This window comes from Bacillus cereus group sp. N21 (assembly GCF_016483395.1).
Classification (GTDB): Bacteria; Bacillota; Bacilli; order Bacillales; family Bacillaceae_G; genus Bacillus_A; species Bacillus_A pseudomycoides.
Genome location: NZ_JAEHBX010000009.1, coordinates 31,968 through 51,426, shown reverse-complemented (window position 1 = coordinate 51,426; position 19,459 = coordinate 31,968). Strand labels below are relative to the sequence as shown.

Sequence of the window (19,459 nt, the reverse complement as noted above, 5' to 3'; positions counted from 1 at the left end):
GGGCTTTATTTCTATATTGTTACCTGTTTAGCTGCTTGTACTTGGCGATATTCAGGTTGCCACATTGCCTCTTTAACAGCTTTTCTGATATCGTTATCACTGAATTCCTCACGAGTAACCCCTTCAGCAACTGCTGCTTTAGCTACTTCAATTGCTACTATCTCTGAGATGTTACGTAGTTCTTCTACCTCCGGAAGAATAGGTGCTCCTGGTTGACTTGTATCTACCATGCTTGCCACTGCTTCTGCTGCTGCTGCAAACATACCATCTGTCATTACACTCGCACGAACAACAATTGTTCCAAGACCAAGACCTGGGAAGATAAGCGCATTATTTGATTGTCCGATTACATACGTAACACCATCATATGTAACTGGCTCAAATGGGCTTCCAGTTGCCACAAGTGCCCGTCCTTCTGTCCAATGTATTAAATCTACCGGTTTTGCTTCTGCAAGCGGTGTTGGATTCGACATTGGTAAAATAATTGGTCGTTCTACATGAGAAGCCATTTCTTTTACAATTTCTTCTGTAAATGCACCAGCTACTGTTGATGTACCAATTAAAATTGTTGGTTGTACATGTTTCACAACTTCTGCAAGCCCAACCGTTTCACTTTGCTTCCATTCGTTGACTTCAGATTCCATACGTGTATATGGGAGTTGGAAATCAAGAAGACCTTCCATATTATCTGTAAGTAAACCATTACGGTCAATACACCAGAAGCGCTCGTTTGCTTCTTTCTCTGATAGCCCAGCACGAACCATCGCATCTCGCACTTGATCAGCGATTCCAATTCCAGCTGTACCAGCTCCAAAGACAACAACTCGGTGTTCACAAAGTGGGACACCTGAAGTTTTCACTGCTGATAATACAGCTGCAAGTGAAACTGCACCAGTTCCTTGAATATCATCATTAAATGTACATACATGATCACGATATTTGTCTAAAATTTTACGTGCATTGCGTGAGCTAAAGTCTTCCCAGTGCAACAATGCTTTTGGAAACTTGTTACATACAGCTTTTACAAATGTATCGATAAATGTATCATAGGCCTCGCCAGTTATACGAGGATGACGGTTTCCAATATAAAACGGATTACTTAAAAGATCCTCACGGTTCGTACCAACATCTAAAATAACAGGTAATACACGACTTGGATCGATTCCAACTGCTGCTGTATAAACTGCTAACTTCCCAATAGCAATATTAATACCACCAACACCCCAGTCACCAATTCCTAATATTCCTTCACCATCTGTTACAACAACTAAATCAATATTTTCAGCTGTTGCACCAATGTTAGAAAACGCTTCTTCTATGCCAGAAGGATCATTTATGGATAAATACACTCCACGTGGTTTACGATACTCATGACTATATCTTTGAATGGCTACACCAACAGTTGGCGTGTACACAATTGGAAGCATCTCACGTAAATGATCTGTAAGTAAACGATAAAATAACACTTCATTACGATCATGGAGTGCTGTTAAATATACGTTTTTTAATAAATCGTCTGGCTGTGAACAAAACTGTTCATACGCACGGCGTGCTTGTTCATCCAATGTTAATACCGCAGGTGGTAATAACCCTTTTAGCCCTAGTTCTTCTCTTTCTTCTTCTGTAAAAGCAACCCCTTTATTTAAAAGTGGTGTAGCTAATACTTCTACTCCTCTTAATCTCGTTTTTAATACACCATTAGAGGTAACTGTAAATTTACTCATACCATCCCTACCTTTATTTATATATGCCATTTCTATATTGTAAACAAAAAAGAGGGGAATGTCCCCTCCTCTTTTAATTTTTCTTTAAAAGAGTTGCTCCCGCAATCCCCGGATGTGTCATTTCATATGGATCTAAAATTAAATCTAACTCTTCTTGTGACAGCACACCATTTTTTAAGCAAAGCTCCCTAACAGATTGCCCTGTCGCAATTGCTTCTTTAGCAACGCGAGCCGCTGCTTCATAACCAATATGTGGATTCACTGCCGTAATAATTCCTACACTTTTCTCAACATATTCTTTCAAGTGCCCTTCATTTGCTTCAATTCCTTTTAGACAATTATCTGTAAAGGCACGGAAACCGTTATTCATAATACTAATCGATTGAAGTAAGTTGAAAACAAGTACTGGCTCCATAACGTTTAGCTCTAATTGACCCGCCTCTGACGCAAGACAAATCGTATGATCATTACCGATTACTTGGAACGCGATTTGATTAATCACTTCTGGCATAACAGGGTTTACTTTCCCTGGCATAATAGATGAACCTGGTTGACGAGCTGGAAGCATAATTTCTGCAAGTCCAACACGTGGACCAGATGCCATTAAGCGTAAATCATTCGCGATTTTGGACATATTCATCATACATACTTTCAGTGCAGCTGATACTTCCGTATATGCATCTGTATTTTGCGTTGCATCTACTAAATCTTCCGCTCCAACAAGAGGTAGTTCACTAATTGAAGCTAAATGTTTTACCACCGCTTCAATATACTCAGGATCCGCATTTAATCCTGTACCAACTGCTGTTGCTCCCATATTTACTTCATATAAATGTTGACGGGATTGCTGAATTCGTTTCATATCACGCCCAATTACACGAGCATATGCTTTAAATTCTTGTCCAAGACGAATTGGTACAGCATCTTGTAAATGTGTGCGCCCCATTTTAATCACATGGTCAAATTGCTCTGCTTTTAATTCGAATACATCATGCATATAGCCCATTGTTTGTAGTAACACTTCTAGTGCATTTAATGTCGCAATATGAATTGCTGTTGGGAATGCATCATTTGTTGATTGTGCCATATTCACGTGGCTATTTGGACTAATATAATGATAGTCTCCCTTTTCCATTTCTAATAATTCAAGGGCACGATTGGCAATGACTTCATTCGCATTCATATTCATAGAAGTTCCTGCTCCGCCTTGAATCGGATCCACGATAAAATGATCATGCCATTTCCCTTCAAGAATCTCTTGTGCTGCTTCGGCAATTGCGCCACCTTTTTTCAGTTCCAATCTTCCTACATCAGTGTTCGCCAGTGCGGCTGCTTTTTTTACAATTGCCAAAGCTTTAATTAAACCTTCATGGATTTTATACCCTGTAATTGGAAAGTTTTCTACAGCACGCATCGTTTGAACTCCATAATAAGCATGCGTTGGCACTTCTTTTTCACCTAAAAAATCTTTTTCAATTCGTACATTTTTTGTAGTTTCAGTTAATGTTGCCATTATTACTCACTCCTCATCTATTTCTTATGCTGCTTCTGTTTGTTTGACTGTTTCTACATATTGTTTCGCTTTCTCATGATCAAATTCGCCTTCCCACTTCGACATCACGATGGCCGCTAATGCATTCCCTAATACATTGACAGATGAGCGAATCATATCTAAAATGCGGTCGATACCAGCAATTAACGCGATACCTTCTAACGGTAATCCCATTGAACCTAATGTTGCTAATACAACAACAAATGAAGCACCTGGAACTCCTGCCATTCCTTTTGACGTCAGCATGAGAACAAATAACAATGTAATCTGCTGCGTTAATGGCATGTGCACTCCATACATTTGAGCGACGAACAATGCTGCTAATGCTTGGTAAATAGCCGAACCAGTTAAATTAAATGTATACCCTGTTGGAATAACGAAAGAAGCAACTGCCTTCGGACAACCGAACTCTTCCATTTTTCTCATTATATTAGGTAAAACAGCTTCTGAACTTGCTGTTGTAAACGAAAGAATAAGTTCTTCTTTTAAAACTTTCATTAATGTAAAAATGTTTATCCCTACCATTCGTGCATTAATACCTAATACAACAATAACAAATAGTATAACAGTTACATACACAGCTAGCACTAATTTTCCTAAAGGAAGTAGTGTTGCCACACCAAATTTTGCAACCGTAACAGCAATCAGTGCAAATACACCAAATGGCGCAAACTTCATAACCTGATTTGTAACCCAAAACATCGCTTCGAGCACACCTTCAAAGAAATTAAACACCGGTTTTCCTTTTTCCCCAATTGCTGCAACTCCTAAACCAAATAACACAGAGAAGAAAATAATCGGTAATAAGTCTCCTTGTGCAATTGATTCAAATACGTTCTTTGGTACGATGTGAACAATCGTTTCTGCAAAACCTTTTTTCTCTGTTGCATCAGCCGTCTGTTTATATGATGAAATATCACTTTGCTGTAAGTTATTCATATCAACACCCGTTCCTGGATGGAACACGTTTGCTGCGATTAATCCCATTAAGATCGCGATTGTTGTGATAATTTCAAAATAGAGAATTGTCTTACCGCCTAATTTTCCGAGCTTTTTCATATCCCCTACACCAGCTACTGCAACAATCAGCGCTGAAATAACGATCGGTACTACAATCATTTTAATTAAATGGATAAATATATCCCCAATTGGTGTGATATAAGAAATTGCTGTTTTATTGCCATAAAAGATTGCCCCTACTACAATCCCTAAAACAAGTGCAACAAAAATCTGTGTTGCTAATCCGAATTTTTTCATATATTTTCATCCCTTCATGCGAACGCTTTCAATTTGTATTTACAAAAGCTTACTCACATAATATAGGCGAACCTACAAAATCAGACAAAAAACTACAGATTCGTCACAAAAAATTCGAATTTTTTTCTTTAAATATTCATTGACACCCTTTGAAGATAAAAAAATGAAAATAACATTGATAAAACACCAAATTATTTTATATAATCTAAAAAGTAAGTTTATTTGAACGTAAATGAGATGAAAAGGAGTTGATATTATGAAGAATCATACAAAAAATCTCATTATAGCTCTTCCTTTTTCTATTTCATTTTCTCGTAAAGGAGCAAAGGCATTCGCCTCTGCTCCTTTTTTATTGCCATATGTATAGGAGGGAAAATCCATGAAACCATACAAACGTGTTCTAATTAAATTAAGTGGTGGTGCTTTAGCTGATCAAGATGGAAATAGTTTCGGTTCCAAACGTTTAGAACATATCGCAACGGAGATTTTATCCATCGTCGATTTAGGTATTGAAGTTTCTCTTGTCGTTGGTGGAGGAAACATTTTCAGAGGAAACTTAGCTGAAGAATGGGGGATTGATCGCGTTGAAGCAGACAATATAGGGACATTAGGTACAATTATTAATAGTCTCATGCTGCGCGGTGTATTAACAAGTAAGACAGATAAAGAAGTACGCGTTATGACATCTATCCCCTTTACAGCCGTGGCAGAACCCTACATCCGTTTACGGGCTGTTCATCATTTAGATAAAGGATATATCGTTATCTTTGGCGGCGGGAATGGGCAACCGTTCGTTACGACAGATTACCCGAGTGTCCAGCGAGCAATCGAAATGAATAGCGATGCCATTTTAGTTGCAAAACAAGGTGTAGACGGTGTTTTTACAAGTGACCCAAAACGAAATAAATCAGCAAAAATGTATCGTCATTTAAATTATAATGATGTCGTTCGAAACAATATAAAGGTGATGGATCAATCAGCCTTATTACTTGCTCGCGACTACCATTTACCAGCTCATATCTTTAATTTTGATGAACCTGGAGTTATGAAAAAAATATGCTTAGGTGAGCATATTGGCACATTAATTAATCATGAGTTAACGGAACTCGTAGAAGAAAAGTGACTTTTTCTAGAGTAAAAAAACTGCAACTTTGACTTTAAAAATAGGTGCGGTATTTTCCGCACCTTACTCTTTCTAAAAAAGTAGTATCATAACAATATAAAAAAACTGTGCCCCAATTATACACAATTCATGAAACGCCCTTCCAATAACTGTTATCAGTATCACTGTTACAATCACAAACTCTTAAATACAGCCTTCGGTTCTTCAATATCATTATTAATTAAAACTACCGCTGCACATTCCTTCGGTCCATGCTCTTCTATATACATATGACAAGCAGCGTGATACCTTTGTAAAAACATTCTCTCTGCCTTTTCTTTATTCCAAAAGTTTTTTGCTTCTCGACTCGAACCACGTTCTCTCGCAATTTCAAAATCCGTTTCTACGAATATTTTATAATCAAATAAATGTTGCAACTCTTTTTTTAATAAAAAAGTACCATCAATTATAAATACCATGTCTTTTGAAGCAAGTATGGGATCTGGTTCAATATACATATCCGTTTCTAAATCATGTGATTTCATATCATATCGCATGTCACCACCAGGCCCTAACGGAATCAATAACCGCTCAGCAAATGCCTTATAATCATGAGCATCTTCATAATATCCTTTAGCCGATTCCTTACCTTGTGAATATCTAACTATTCTTGGATTATGGAAATTATCTATACTTGTTCGAACAGCTTTTCCTCCCTGCAAATGAATTTCTTTCTGTAACTCATTTGCAAATGTTGTTTTCCCAGAAGCTGTTATACCACTAACACCGACTCTTAAGGGATGATCTAATTTAACCATGAACATACGCTCTACAATCTCACGAATAATAGTTTGACGATTCAATTCCATCCTCCTCAACCATCTTTGTTTATCCTTCAAAAGATATTTTGATGAAAAAATACGTTTTGAGTATGAAATTTCATACAATTTATTCTCGCTTTTTAATTGTTATATGGTTTGAACAATTAAAATAACACTCTGAATGGTATTACTTTCCACACATTCACAATAGATGTTTTAAAAAACAATAACCAGAATATTAGGATATTTATGTTAAAATAAGTATATTGAGATGATGAAGATACGTATTCAAGAAAAAGTAATTCATTTTATATTCTAAATCATTTCACAAAAATTGCAGGAGGAGAAATTAATGCATTTACATATTACGAAAGAATTAAATGGAACTGATAAAAACAACGTTAACAATCGGCTTTATGAATATAATTTAAAGTATTTCCCAGTGGATTTAAGAGGTAGATACCAAGAGATTAATTTATTTCTTAAGGATGAAAACAGCAAGGTTCGCGGAGGAATATTAGGTGAAATTTGCTGGAATTGGTTAGAGATTCATACTTTTATAATTGATGAAGACATACGCAAACTAGGTTATGGGACTAAACTTTTATTAGAAATCGAACAAATAGCTTTAGAAAAGAATTGTGATTTCATAAAAGTGGATACTTTAAGCTTTCAAGCATTAGACTTTTATAAAAAGCACGGTTATCAAGAATTTGGTGTCCTTGATAATGTCGGCAGAGACTATAAACATTACTATTTAAAAAAAGACTTATAGATCATTTAATTTTTGAAAACTTGGATTGAAAACACTACAATGAAAATTAAAATGCTCAGAGAATAAACTCTAAGCATTTTAATTTTCATTTATATGATTCCTATAAATAATAATTAACCAACCATGCTATTTTTTCTTTACACTTCTCTAAAAATGATAAATTTGCAAAGAATGATGAAGTTATCTCCTTTGAATCTTGAAAATCTTGTGTTAACGCTTGATTTATTTGTTGAATCATCGGGCCACCATATACATAAAAATCCATCTCATCATTAATATGAAAACTACGCGAAGTGAAATTTGTTGTACCAATCACAGTTATTTCGTTGTCGAGTATCATTGCTTTCCCATGAAACATCCCCTTTTTATATCCATATACAGTGATTCCATTTTCAATTGACTGACGAATATATGGGTAGGCTGCTTCTTTAATAAGCGGAACGTCCGGTTTGTAAGACCAAAGTATTTTTACCGATACTCCCCGCTTTCGTGCCTGAATTAAAGCATTCATAAGTTCTTTATCTGTCGGTATAAAATAGGGCGTGGCAATCACGATAGAACGCTTTGCTTCTTTTATTAATTCCATATACTTCGTAACAACTTTATGTCCATTATAACTAGACATAGTGTGTAACGTCTTTCCTTTAATAGTAGATTGAGCTGTTCTTGCAATTTCTTCTGAAGTATCCCGTTTCCAATCTAACGCAAACTGCTCCTCTAAATCCGTTACCCCTTCTCCCTGCAATCGCACATGATAATCTCGCCAATATCCAAAGCGCTTATCTTTCCCTAAGTATTCATTACCTATATTAAAACCACCACTATACCCTATTTTCCCATCTATCGTTGTAATACGGCGATGATTACGATGATGGAGCGAATAAAAAAAGAATGGGAACTCCGGTTTCCTGCTGTATGTAAAATGGACACCACTTGCCTGCAATTCATTTTTATATTTTCTTTCAAAAGATAAATCATTAATCCAATCAACCGATAAGTATACTTGTACCCCTTCTTCTGCTTTTTCCTTTAACAAATTTAAGAAAGTATGGCTACTTTTATCATTCGAAATGATATAGAAATACGTGAAGATAGAATCTTTCGCTTCTTTTATATCGGAAAAAAGCTGATGATATAGCGTTTTTCCCTCTACATATAATTGAAAATCACTATAACGAGGAGCATACTCTTTCCGTTGGTTTTTATCAGCTTCCACGTTCCTTCCTAGCGTTACATCAATATGCATCCAAACAACTAGAAAAATCACTGCACTAATGATAATAGAAATAATACGTAATATCTTTTTTGCCATGTCAGTCCCCTTTAGCTTAGACTCACTTTCATTATATAGTGTTCAACAAAATCTAATTTTAATGCTCAATAAAAAGGAGGACGCTATGAAAAACAATACAAGAAAAAAACCTATCGTTTTTGTCCCAGGACTATTTGGCTCTATGAGCAATATAATTATTCCCAGCACAGGTGATTGGAATTTCGGAATCTCTGCGTTTGTATATGAGCCTTTCATCATGATGTTAGAAAACATGGGATACCAAAGAAATAAAAATCTTTTTATCTCTTTTTATGATTGGCGACAACGAATTCAGACCGCTGCTCAAAATTATTTATTAAAAACCATTAATTTAGCAAAACACATAACATGATCCCATAAAGTAAATTTGATTTGTCATAGTATGGGAGGGCTCGTGGCACGATCTTATGTTCAAAGTGAGGAATATCATACAGATGTAGATCAATTAATCCTCCTTTGCACACCAAACGCTGGCTCACCTCCCAATTATAGCTATTGGACAGGAAGCACTCTCCCTGTATGTATGTCCTCTAAAATAAATATCGTTCATTTATATATGGAACAGTATATAAACTACTTAAGCATCTTATATAAGATGCTTAAAGTCGAAGCAATTCAAACTCACTTTCAAGGGCTAAAAGATATTATTCCTTGTAAATATTACGGAAATTATTTATTTATAAAGACAGGATCTTCTCTTAAATTCCTACCTTATAGTAAAATGCACACCCAAAATCAGTTTCTCGATGAACTAAATCAAAACAGGGGCATTATACAGAAAAGAAATATTCAAACTATACTAATTGCAGGTGATATGGAAGAAACGATTCAATATTTACAAGTGGTTCCCTCACGTTCAAAAATAAAATGGGCAGATGGTAAAGTTGTAGACGACATACTCACAAAGTTGGGTGATGGCAATGTCGTTACAAATAGCGTTTTCCTTTTAGAAGGTGACAAATATATTGTGCAAGGTGCTCATAATGAAGTTTTATATAAAAGCATACCAATATTACAAAAGATACTTTAGATTACAAACATACAAAAAGGGATGCGGCACCATACCGCATCCCTTCCTATTACATAAAATTCCTCGCGTCATTATTACGACCAAACTTATAAATCGCAATTAAGAAGAAGGCAATTGCAAAAGCAAACAAAATTAAAATGTTTAAATATAAATCTGCAAATGGCGTCCCTTGTTGTAATTTTCCTATCGTATCTAATAACCAACGTTGAGGGAGAAAATCAGCTATTTTTTGCACTGATGTTGGCATAATTTCAAACGGAAAGAAGCATCCGGCAAGTAAGCACGTTGGTGTTATTATAATATTTTGCATAGCATTTGCAGAAGTTGCACTTTTCGCAAAAGATACAATGGCTAGTGACATACCAATTGCTACTAAAGCAAATATCATCAGTACGCCAATCATGACCATAAATGGCATATTGATATTCGTATGAAAAACGTTCGTCATAAATAACACTGCGACAACAATTTGAACGACTAAAACAATCATATTAACAGCTACGTTAGATAATATAAATTTTTTCCCATCTATCGGGGTTGATAATAATCTAAAATACGTTCTATTCTCTTTTTCCTTTAAAATGAGTTCTGATAAATTCACCGCTGAAAACAACATAAACATAATGAGATAACCGACAGTTTGATTCGTCATATCTTTATTTTTTGAAGTATCTTGAAGCGTCTCAGCTTTTACTTTAAATGAACTTTTTTGATAACCCGCATACATGTTATCAAACGTACTTTGATCATTTTGCGCGACTTTACTAATAGCAACTATATTATCAATATAATTATACAAGTATGATTTTACAAACCCTGTTACTTGATCACCTTTTATCAATGCAACCTCAATATGACTCGGTTTCCCATCTCGAACACTTTGTGAAAAACCTTTATTTAACGTAATTACTCCATCAAGTTTTTTCGAAGTAAGCTTATCTTCTACTTCTGATTCCTTAATCTTACTCACTTTTACATGATTTAATCCCTCTAAAAACTTCACCGTATCATTTGCTATATACTGATTTTCTTTATTTACAACCCCAATGTTTAACGTCCCTTGCCCTACATTTCCATATATCGAAAAAGAAATTAAAGACCCTATTATTGGTAAACCAATAATAATTAGTAATCCTTTTTTATTTTTCAAAAGCACAGATAATGTTTTTTGTATAAGCCATAAAATATCTTTCATACTATAACCCCTCCCGTCTGCGTAATGCGATAATCGCAAGCAATAAAAAGAGTGCTGAAATACCAAGATTTAAAAAGATAACGGGTAATGCAGCTCCTATGTCATTTGCATAAACAATTTTCATAATCGCTGTATTCGCCCATGTTAATGGTGATAAATTCGTAACTACATTTTCTTCAACTACGAAATATGCTCCTCCAAAAATAGAAGCTAATTGCACAACAACCATAATAATCGCTTTAGATGCTTCTCCTGTTTTTGTAATATATCCAATTCCTAATCCAAAGCTAATTGCAAGCAAGACTTCCGTTAATAAAATAAGAAAGATTACTCCAAGATGGTCACCCCAATTCGCCTTATAGACAAATTTACTAAAGAAAACGACGAGAAGTAGACAAAGCGTATTTGCTACAAGACTACCAAATATTTTTCCTATAAAAATTTCTGCTTTACTAACAGGTGCCGCAATTAAGCGATCACCCGTTTTTCTAAGTCGCTCTCCACGAATTAAATAACTTGCTCCCATCGCTGCATATAAAACAATCATTGTCGTCATTACAATTGCATAGTAATCCATAGAACTTGGTTTTTTAGCAGCTTGTAAAGATGTTTCTTTTATATAATCATCATGATTTCCATTTGAGATAACTGTGCTAACCTTACTAAGATCCACTTTCGCAACTTCTACTGCTACATTGTACTTATCAACAAATGTCGTAAGCATCCCTTCAATGATACTTCCTTCAACACTATTTCGATCACTCTCATATAATTTCACACCGTCTTTATTCATTTCTAAATATCCGGCATATTTATTTTGTTTCACTTCTTCTTTGCCATCTATTTCATTTGAGGCTTTTTTAAAGTGAATTCCCGATTTACTTGTTTCTTTCGCAAATGCTTCAAATGATTGAGAGAACGTACTACTTGCTTCATCTTTATATAATACTTGTATATCTTTAATAGACTGGCCTTCCCCATTAAATGCATTCGTTAAAGCTGTTCCTAATATAAGCATAAGCACAATTGGGAATGCCAACATAAAAACTAATGTTCTAATATCCCGAAAGTCTCTTTTGATGTGCATAATCGCAATATTGAAGATGTTCAATCGATGAACCTCCCTTTTTCTCTTAATAAAAATTTATTTATCTCGTAAGTTTCTGCCTGTCAGTGTAAGGAATACTGTTTCTAAGTTAGGCGCTTGCTCTTCTAACGAACGGATCTCAATATCATGATTAATAAAATGTTGAATAATTTTGTTTAAATTATTCAACCCTGCATCAGAATGCACTTTAATCACGTTCTCTTCGATTTGAACAGCTTTGACGCCATTAATCTCTTTTAATTTAGCTACGTCTAGATTTTCGACTGACTTCACTTCAATCCAAATATCCTTTGTATCTGTAATAATCGCTTTTAATTGTTCTTTCGTACCTTCTGCAATTACTTTACCGTGATCTACAATTGCAATTTTCGTACAAATTTCTTCTACTTCTTCCATATAGTGACTTGTATAAATAATTGTGCTCCCCATCTCATTTAATTTTCGTACAGACTGAAGAATGTAGTTTCTTGATTGCGGATCAATTCCAACGGTCGGCTCATCCATAATAATTAACTTCGGATGATGCGCAATGGCACAAGCAATGTTAAGTCTGCGTTTCATCCCACCCGAAAAGTTCTTTGGATAACTTTTATGTTTATCACTTAGTCCTACAAACTGCAATGCTTCTTCTACTCTCGCTTTTAATTCTGCACCTCGTAATCCATACAAACCCGCAAAGAATTTCACATTTTCATAGGTGGTTAACTCCTCATAAATTGCTATATCTTGCGGTACAATTCCAATGTTCATTTTCGCAAAACGATTATGTTTCTTTGTATTTTTTCCTAGTATGCTAATCTCACCTTCATTACTTCTTAACAATCCAGCAATCATATTAATTGTTGTACTTTTACCAGCACCGTTTGATCCTAGAAATCCAAATATCTCTCCTTCTTTAATAGCTAAAGACATATTATCTACTGCGATGAAATCACCAAATTTTTTTGTTAAATTTTTTATTTCTAATGCGTTCATCATTTCACCCCTATTTCAGTTTCTCTGCTGTTATTATAAACAAAAAGAATGAACCTGCTCAGTGCAGAAGTTCATTCTTTTCACATGAGAATATTCACTTTTTTTATATGAGATCCTTCATCTCAATCATGTCTTACTGAATCGGCAACAACATTGTTACCGAAAAGCCATTCGTTCCATCTACAATTATTTTCCCATTAACAGACGCTGTTCTCTCCTCCATCCCAATAATACCGAGTCCTTTTTTAACAAAGACTACACCCTTTCCGTTATCTTTCACCTGTACCTTGACCATCTTGTTAAGTACATGAATATCTATTGAAATAACTGTCGCATCAGCATATTTCATCGCATTCGTTAACGCCTCCATAATATTTTCACCAATGATTTTCCATTGGATAGGGGAAATTGTATCCAAATTCCCTTTATACACAAACGGAATTTTTATATCATGCTTGCTCGCAAATTCATCTATGAATAATTTCATACGATGAATTCCAATTTGTTCAGTTGGTGGTTTCATATTTTTAAGGGTAATTCTAATATTTTCAATCCCATCTTTAGAAATATGAATCGCATTTTGTAGTAACTCCGTAGCTTTCACTTTATCTATTTCCATCAATCTCTTTGCTGCTTCCATTTGAATAAGTGCACCTGTCATAGAGTGACCAATTTTATCATGAATTTCTTGTGATAATCGATTTCGTTCTTCTAACTTAAATGTGTATTCTGATTGCCTTATGTATTCTTTATTTTCATGTAAACTTTTTGTGAGCCGCTGCATATCTTTTCGCATCTTATCATTTTGCTTTTCAAGCTTTAGTAATCGTACTATGTAACGGTCTGCCATCATTAAAACAAGAAAACAAAATGCAGTAATGAGTCCATATGTCATTTGAACACTTTCATCCGCAAAAACGATAGGGAGAATCATAATGAAAAAGATCTGCCATTTCTTTTCTATGTAATAAGATACAATTTCGTATAAGTTCAAAGGTAAAAACAAAATAAAAAACGGATGAATCCTCCATGTAAACAAAGCGATAATACCGATTGATAGTCCAATTAATATTTTTTTATACGCATCTTTTTTTAAAATAGAAATTGTCACGTTTATACAAAGGTACGAAAGCAAAATAAATATAACCCAAGGTAAGTTCGTAACATTTGAGTGAATATAACTGAACACTATATATAAGAAGACAATTAATTTACTTACAATGAACCAAAACTCCATAAAATCAGTCTACTTTCCCTGTTAAATAATAAATCGCAATTTGCGTACGATGTTCAAGACCCGTTTTCCCTAAAATAGACGTAATATAATTTGCAATTGTTCCTTCTGATATAAAAAGCTGTTTTGAAATTTCTTTATTAGAGAAACCTTTTGCAATTAATGCAATAATACTAAGTTCCCTCTCTGTAAAAAGAGTCTTATCTATTTTCGACTCATCTTCTTTATTTTCCAGTAAGTTACACTTAATTTTATCAAGCACTACGTCTTGCATAACAGTTTGCCCGTTATATACTCCTTTTATCGCATCACGAATGCGCTCCGGGTCGTTATTTTTTAACAAATAACCTTTCGCTCCGTTTTTTACTGCCTCCAAAATATACTCATCATCATCAAATGTCGTTAAAATAAGCGGCTTTGTTTTTGTCTCCTCACAAATTAGCTTCGTCGCCTCTACACCATTCATATTTGGCATTCGAACATCTAAAAGTGCAATATCTACATCATGTTTTTTGCAATAATCTAGAGCCTCTTGCCCATCATTTACTGTTTCTAGCACTTCGAATTCTTCGTATGTACTTAAAATAATTTTCATGCCTTCTCTAATAAAAGAGTTATCATCGGCTATCAATACTTTTATTTTCATGTTTGTTAGTATAGGAGTTCCTCTACTAACATTCACATCCTTTCTCCATGTAACATTTCCCTATTTCTCATTATATACTTCTCTATAACATTTTTTCACACCTTTTGAAGTAGCCTCTTCTCTTAAAATATATTATTCTTTTTTTACATCATGTGTAGGGGGACTTCCCATTTCTTACGTCTATATAATAGAATGCGTCAAAAAGGAGGGAGAGAACCATTGAGGAAAAACAATTAATTGAAAAAGCACAACAAGGAAGTGAACATGCTTTTCGCATCCTTGTAGAAACATACCGTCATTATATTTTCCAAGTTATTTTTGCTATTTTAAGACATGAGGAAGATGCCCAAGATGTCACACAAGAAGTATTCGTAAAAATTCACGCCTCTCTCCCTAACTATCAATTCCGCGGATTAAAAACGTGGATGGCACGGATTGCTACAAATCATGCCATTGATTATAAGAGAAAGAAAGAAAGAAAGAAAGAAAGGGAAAAAGTAGAGCTCTCCTTATCAAACGAAACTCAGGAAAATATAAAATCCTCTCATAATATTGAGGCATTGTTACTGACGAAAGAGCAAAAATTGCTGATTGCTCAAAAACTAAGAGAACTTCCAGAGAATTATCGTGATGTCGTTCTCGCACATTACTTAGAAGACAAAAGTTATCAAGAAATTGCTACTCAACAAAATGCTGAAGTCAAAACAGTCGAAATGAAGCTTTATAGAGCAAGAAAATGGATCAAAAAACATTGGAAGGAGGAAGATTTTTTATGACGCATTTTTCAAAAGAAGCTTGGTGCAATTACACTTTAGATCTTCTATCACATAACGAACGTGAATCTATGGAACAACATCTTTATGAATGTGATCATTGTTTAGCACTTTATATGGAAATCATTGATGAACAAAATGAAAACCTTCCAATCATAAATGATGATTCATTTACAAATGAGGTTATGAAGCAAATCAAATTCGAAAAACTTAAGTCTGAAGAAAAAATGAGTAAGAAGCAACCAAGACAAATAAAAAGTACGCTCATTCACTACATAATTGCAACTGCAGCTACTTTAATTTTTATGGCAAGCGGTTTATTCCATTATATTTTCACAGTGACTTCTAGTTTTGAACAATCTTCCAAACAAAGTGGGGTTTCGATTTCAAAACAAATTTTAAACAAAACTATACACACTTCAAAAACGAACGGAGGTTCAAAACATGAATAAAAACCCATTTTTAGCGCTAGTTCTAGGGTTGATTCCTGGGCTTGGACATTTATATTTAAAGCGAATTGGTCGTTTTATTATATATGGTGGTAGTTCATTATTATTATTTCTCGCTGCGATAGGCTTTACTATTAACTTCGGAAATCACGGGATTGTTTTCCTTATCCTATTTTTATTAGCACTTGTATGGGGAATAAATATACTAGACTTAATTATTTCTATAGTGAATCAGTCATGGAAAAAAGAGAAAGACCTAACGCAAGAAGCAGCACGTGAAAGTGAACGATTTTATATCATTCTCTTATCCATCATCCCTGGACTTGGGCATTTCCAATTAGGACTTATGCAGCGTGGACTTACATTTTTAGTCGCTTTTACAGGACTAGGTAGCATGATTATATTCGTTACACTATTAACATCTCGTGAAAGCTTTCTTATCTTTCTCGCTACGTTACCTGTTCTATGGATTTATAATTTCTTCGATGTCGTCCAGCAGCTGCAGAAAAAAGAACGTGGGGAAATATTAGTCGATCGTACTATTTTCGAAGATTTTGAGGAGCACCGAGAACAAGGAAGGAAAAGTAAAACATTCGCTTCTATTTTAGCGATGTTCCCTGGAGCGGGTCATATGTATTTAGGCTTACAGCGCCGTGGTCTTCAACTAATGGCAGCCTTTTTACTTGCCATTTATATGCTTGATTTATTAAGACTTTCCGTCTTCTTATTTTTAGTACCTATCATTTGGTTTTATAGCTTTTTCGATACATTACAGCAAACATCCAAATACGGAAAAGAAGATTTACAAGACACACCTATTATCGATTATTTTATTAATCATCAAAAATGGCTTGGTATCGGACTCATCGGGTTAGGTTGCTATTATTTACTAGATCAAACACTCCTCCCTATTTTTGACGATTATTTCGCTACTATATTCAATATTCATATTAGTGAATTATATTATCGCTATTTCCAAACATCTATCGTTGCCCTCCTTTTAATTGGTGGTGGCTTTAAATTATTACTAGGGAATAAAGAAGAAAAAGGCGGTGCTAAAGAATGAGAACATGGCGTGTAGGAACGATATCTATGGGGATTTCAATTATCACATTAGGTTGTTTCTTATTATTTTCAACTATAAAAGGTATACAAGTATTTGATAACTTCACAGCATGGTGGCCTATTCTTTTCATTGTGCTTGGCATCGAGATTTTACTATACGTTACATTCTCTAAAAAAGAGCAGCCTATTATTAAATATGATATATTTAGTATTTTCTTTATCGGTGCATTAGGGACTGTTGGAATTTTATTCCATTTATTATTATCCACTGGATTACTAGAGGAGATTCGTTATTCAATTGGAGCAACTGAACAAACGAATAACATCCCAGAAGTGCAACATGACATCCCTGATTCTATTAAAAAGATTGTAGTTGATACGAGTAATACTCCTCTTACAATAGAAGGCAGTAACATTAATAAAGTGCATTTATTAGGAACATATGAAATGACTATGAAAGCAAATGAAAAGAACAAACTAAAACAGGAAGATTTCATTGCCATTCACACAGTTGGTGAAGCAATGTATGTGACATTAAAACCATTACCTGTTCACCATAAGTTCTTTGCTTCACAGTCAAGAATGACAGCAACACTTGTCCTCCCGCAGAATAAAAATGTGGAAATTCGCGGTTCTGAAAGAGAACTCTCTCTTTACCCAGGCCAATTACAAAGCAATTGGTCTGTACAAGAAAGATCAAACGTGTCTGTTCATCTTGTAAAAGATAGCGACATAACACTATCAGCAGTAACAAATCAAAAAGATTCTCATGGGAATACACCTTGGGAACATGTAGAAGAGTTAACGAAAAAGGTGAATAATTCTTCAAAAGAAAATCCAGACTCAAATCAGCAAGAACAATGGTATAAAAACACACTAAAGCTCGGAAACGGAACACATCAGCTAAACATTCAAAAAGCTTATAATACAAACATAAGCCTTCTTGAAGAATGAAACGCTAGCATATAATTGAGGAAGGAAACTTCTTCGGATACTAAAAACCTTCCACATGCATTTCATATCATGAGGAAGGTTTTTTTCTATATAAGTGCTTTAATCCCTTCCAAAACTAACCCAATCATAAACCCGCAAACAGCACCATTCACACGAATCCATTGCAAATCTTTGCCGACGTTATTTTCAATCATTTCAATCAATGTTTGATCGTCTAACTTATCAAGGTTTTCTTGTACAAGCTTTCCAATCTTGGAATGATTATTTTCAACAAGATTTACAATTTGCTTTTGCAACCAGCCTTCCATTTTTTGAACTGTTACTGGATCTTCTTTCACTTTGTTCATTTGCTTCGTTAAAAATGGAAGAAGATATTGATCTGCAAACTCTTCTTTTTTAATAAAAGCGACTGCTCTTACCTGCGCTTGTCCTAACAATTCTTTTATCTTGTCAGCCGCATTCCAATTTGCGATCCAACTTTCTTTCCAATTCTCTAATTCCTGTAATACCGCTTCATTTTCCTTCACATTAATAAGTTCTTGACGAACTTTCATTAATATAAGTTGTCTTGTGGTATTATCAGGATTTTGTAAACTACTAATATTACTAATCACAAACTTCTGCAATATGCTTCCGATTTTTTCTTCATCTACAATATTCATGAAAGATTTTAGAGTAAACTGCAAGAATCCATCCACTTTTATATTTTCCATCGCTTTCATGCCTAAACTTCCAAGTTGATAACGGGCTTCATCTTGAGCCGTCCACTCTTTCGCTTTAACTAACATGTAATCAAGTGTTTTTTCATCATATTCTTGTACAACCAATTGATCAATAAGGACTTGCAGTATATTTCCTGTATTAATCGTATGTAAATATGTTTTTAATTCTTTTTCAATTACAATAGCTAACTTTTCGATATCAATTTGAAGAATCGCTTTTTCAGCAATTGTAACAATCCCTTTTTTCACAGCATCAGATTGCAGCTCTCTTTCTGCAATCTGTAACACCATTTGTGCTAACCTCATTTCCTTCACTTTATTTGTTATGCTTTCTTTTGTCAGCCAATCATTCTCCAGTGTGGAAACGAGGCCTTTCGTAATCCGTTTACGATTTTTTGGAAGTAGGGCTGTATGCGGAATTGGAATTCCCATTGGATGACGGAATAGTGCCGTGACTGCAAACCAATCAGCAAGCCCCCCTACTAATCCTGCTTCAAATCCACCTTGTACAATTGTTCCTATCATCGATTCCTGAAATGGAATAGTCGCCGCAAACCCTACTCCCATTACCCCAAGTGAAATACCCGCTAAATATTTTGACTGTAGTGACATTGTATATACACATCCTCTTATTTATGTAAAATGAAGCTTTCTATTGTATAACGAATTTATTAAGCTTATATCGTCAAGTCCTTACTTTCAAAAAAAGCCTATATCTATACTATAATGAACCACGTTAAAAATAACAAAAAAATTCGAATAAAA

The 19,459-nt window shown here is 34.6% G+C and carries 17 protein-coding genes and 1 pseudogene; 7 read left to right on the top strand and 11 right to left on the bottom strand.

Annotation, left to right across the window (positions count from 1 at the left end):
* Nucleotides 1–11: 11 nt before the first annotated feature.
* Genes malS through JDS96_RS07525 form a run of 3 tightly spaced genes read right to left on the bottom strand, consistent with a single transcriptional unit; the run spans nucleotide 12 to nucleotide 4,533 of the window.
* Nucleotides 12–1,745, bottom strand: a complete 1,734-nt coding sequence (malS, locus tag JDS96_RS07535) for an oxaloacetate-decarboxylating malate dehydrogenase (RefSeq protein ID WP_199666547.1) — start codon at nucleotides 1,743–1,745, stop codon at nucleotides 12–14.
* Nucleotides 1,746–1,797: 52 nt separating this feature from the next.
* On the bottom strand, nucleotides 1,798–3,237 hold the full coding sequence (gene aspA, locus JDS96_RS07530; protein WP_003196682.1) for an aspartate ammonia-lyase: 1,440 nt from the start codon (nucleotides 3,235–3,237) through the stop codon (nucleotides 1,798–1,800).
* Between the two features lie 24 nt (nucleotides 3,238–3,261).
* Nucleotides 3,262–4,533, bottom strand: coding sequence for a cation:dicarboxylate symporter family transporter (locus tag JDS96_RS07525; RefSeq protein ID WP_003196680.1), 1,272 nt, complete (start codon nucleotides 4,531–4,533; stop codon nucleotides 3,262–3,264).
* 379 nt (nucleotides 4,534–4,912) lie between these two features.
* Between JDS96_RS07525 and pyrH the strand changes: the two genes are divergently transcribed.
* The gene (pyrH, locus tag JDS96_RS07520; protein WP_003196676.1) at nucleotides 4,913–5,656 is read left to right on the top strand and encodes a UMP kinase; all 744 of its coding nucleotides are present in this window, start codon (nucleotides 4,913–4,915) and stop codon (nucleotides 5,654–5,656) included.
* Between the two features lie 173 nt (nucleotides 5,657–5,829).
* On the opposite strand, the gene JDS96_RS07515 is transcribed toward pyrH, so the two are convergent.
* A complete protein-coding gene (locus tag JDS96_RS07515; RefSeq protein ID WP_199666502.1) occupies nucleotides 5,830–6,498 on the bottom strand; it encodes a nucleoside/nucleotide kinase family protein in 669 nt (222 codons plus the stop codon).
* 310 nt (nucleotides 6,499–6,808) lie between these two features.
* On the opposite strand from JDS96_RS07515, the gene JDS96_RS07510 reads away from it, so the two are divergent.
* Complete coding sequence (locus tag JDS96_RS07510; RefSeq protein ID WP_199666501.1) at nucleotides 6,809–7,231, top strand: GNAT family N-acetyltransferase; 423 nt, start codon at nucleotides 6,809–6,811, stop codon at nucleotides 7,229–7,231.
* A gap of 100 nt (nucleotides 7,232–7,331) precedes the next feature.
* Here JDS96_RS07510 and cls read toward each other — a convergent pair whose 3' ends face one another.
* Nucleotides 7,332–8,543: a cardiolipin synthase gene (gene cls, locus JDS96_RS07505; RefSeq protein WP_199666500.1), complete on the bottom strand. Its 1,212-nt coding sequence runs from the start codon at nucleotides 8,541–8,543 to the stop codon at nucleotides 7,332–7,334.
* An 85-nt stretch (nucleotides 8,544–8,628) separates the two neighbouring features.
* On the opposite strand from cls, the pseudogene JDS96_RS07500 reads away from it, so the two are divergent.
* Nucleotides 8,629–9,573 (top strand): annotated as a pseudogene (locus JDS96_RS07500) (esterase/lipase family protein).
* Nucleotides 9,574–9,622: 49 nt separating this feature from the next.
* Here the strand turns inward: JDS96_RS07500 and JDS96_RS07495 are convergent.
* The 5 genes from JDS96_RS07495 to JDS96_RS07475 form a co-directional block, all read right to left on the bottom strand.
* Nucleotides 9,623–10,768 (bottom strand): ABC transporter permease, encoded by a 1,146-nt coding sequence (locus JDS96_RS07495; RefSeq protein WP_199666499.1) that lies wholly within the window; start codon nucleotides 10,766–10,768, stop codon nucleotides 9,623–9,625.
* A gap of 1 nt (nucleotide 10,769) precedes the next feature.
* Nucleotides 10,770–11,879, bottom strand: a complete 1,110-nt coding sequence (locus JDS96_RS07490) for an ABC transporter permease (protein ID WP_199666498.1) — start codon at nucleotides 11,877–11,879, stop codon at nucleotides 10,770–10,772.
* A 33-nt stretch (nucleotides 11,880–11,912) separates the two neighbouring features.
* Complete coding sequence (locus JDS96_RS07485) at nucleotides 11,913–12,851, bottom strand: ABC transporter ATP-binding protein (RefSeq protein ID WP_018766726.1); 939 nt, start codon at nucleotides 12,849–12,851, stop codon at nucleotides 11,913–11,915.
* A 133-nt stretch (nucleotides 12,852–12,984) separates the two neighbouring features.
* Entirely contained in the window at nucleotides 12,985–14,088 is a 1,104-nt protein-coding gene (locus tag JDS96_RS07480; protein ID WP_199666497.1) for a sensor histidine kinase, read from the bottom strand.
* Nucleotides 14,089–14,092: 4 nt separating this feature from the next.
* Nucleotides 14,093–14,731 (bottom strand): response regulator transcription factor, encoded by a 639-nt coding sequence (locus JDS96_RS07475; protein WP_199666546.1) that lies wholly within the window; start codon nucleotides 14,729–14,731, stop codon nucleotides 14,093–14,095.
* Between the two features lie 218 nt (nucleotides 14,732–14,949).
* Between JDS96_RS07475 and JDS96_RS07470 the strand changes: the two genes are divergently transcribed.
* Genes JDS96_RS07470 through JDS96_RS07455 form a run of 4 tightly spaced genes read left to right on the top strand, consistent with a single transcriptional unit; the run spans nucleotide 14,950 to nucleotide 17,972 of the window.
* On the top strand, nucleotides 14,950–15,507 hold the full coding sequence (locus tag JDS96_RS07470) for an RNA polymerase sigma factor (RefSeq protein ID WP_307838168.1): 558 nt from the start codon (nucleotides 14,950–14,952) through the stop codon (nucleotides 15,505–15,507).
* Nucleotides 15,504–15,956, top strand: a complete 453-nt coding sequence (locus JDS96_RS07465; RefSeq protein ID WP_018766730.1) for a hypothetical protein — start codon at nucleotides 15,504–15,506, stop codon at nucleotides 15,954–15,956. Before JDS96_RS07470 ends, JDS96_RS07465 begins: the two co-directional genes overlap by 4 nt.
* Entirely contained in the window at nucleotides 15,949–17,019 is a 1,071-nt protein-coding gene (locus JDS96_RS07460) for a hypothetical protein (protein ID WP_199666496.1), read from the top strand. Before JDS96_RS07465 ends, JDS96_RS07460 begins: the two co-directional genes overlap by 8 nt.
* A complete protein-coding gene (locus JDS96_RS07455; RefSeq protein WP_199666495.1) occupies nucleotides 17,016–17,972 on the top strand; it encodes a LiaF transmembrane domain-containing protein in 957 nt (318 codons plus the stop codon). The genes JDS96_RS07460 and JDS96_RS07455 overlap by 4 nt, the downstream gene beginning before the upstream one ends.
* Before the next feature lie 86 nt (nucleotides 17,973–18,058).
* On the opposite strand, the gene JDS96_RS07450 is transcribed toward JDS96_RS07455, so the two are convergent.
* Nucleotides 18,059–19,306 (bottom strand): DUF445 domain-containing protein, encoded by a 1,248-nt coding sequence (locus JDS96_RS07450; RefSeq protein WP_199666494.1) that lies wholly within the window; start codon nucleotides 19,304–19,306, stop codon nucleotides 18,059–18,061.
* Nucleotides 19,307–19,459: the final 153 nt, after the last annotated feature.

Coding starts and splice junctions, on each gene's coding strand:
- JDS96_RS07465 (WP_018766730.1), top strand. CDS start 15,504: ATGACGCATTTTTCAAAAGAAGCTTGGTGCAATTACACTTTAGATCTT.
- JDS96_RS07455 (WP_199666495.1), top strand. CDS start 17,016: ATGAGAACATGGCGTGTAGGAACGATATCTATGGGGATTTCAATTATC.
- JDS96_RS07495 (WP_199666499.1), bottom strand. CDS start 10,768: ATGAAAGATATTTTATGGCTTATACAAAAAACATTATCTGTGCTTTTG.
- JDS96_RS07450 (WP_199666494.1), bottom strand. CDS start 19,306: ATGTCACTACAGTCAAAATATTTAGCGGGTATTTCACTTGGGGTAATG.
- JDS96_RS07480 (WP_199666497.1), bottom strand. CDS start 14,088: ATGGAGTTTTGGTTCATTGTAAGTAAATTAATTGTCTTCTTATATATA.
- JDS96_RS07485 (WP_018766726.1), bottom strand. CDS start 12,851: ATGAACGCATTAGAAATAAAAAATTTAACAAAAAAATTTGGTGATTTC.
- JDS96_RS07460 (WP_199666496.1), top strand. CDS start 15,949: ATGAATAAAAACCCATTTTTAGCGCTAGTTCTAGGGTTGATTCCTGGG.
- cls (WP_199666500.1), bottom strand. CDS start 8,543: ATGGCAAAAAAGATATTACGTATTATTTCTATTATCATTAGTGCAGTG.
- aspA (WP_003196682.1), bottom strand. CDS start 3,237: ATGGCAACATTAACTGAAACTACAAAAAATGTACGAATTGAAAAAGAT.
- pyrH (WP_003196676.1), top strand. CDS start 4,913: ATGAAACCATACAAACGTGTTCTAATTAAATTAAGTGGTGGTGCTTTA.
- JDS96_RS07525 (WP_003196680.1), bottom strand. CDS start 4,533: ATGAAAAAATTCGGATTAGCAACACAGATTTTTGTTGCACTTGTTTTA.
- JDS96_RS07510 (WP_199666501.1), top strand. CDS start 6,809: ATGCATTTACATATTACGAAAGAATTAAATGGAACTGATAAAAACAAC.
- JDS96_RS07475 (WP_199666546.1), bottom strand. CDS start 14,731: ATGAAAATAAAAGTATTGATAGCCGATGATAACTCTTTTATTAGAGAA.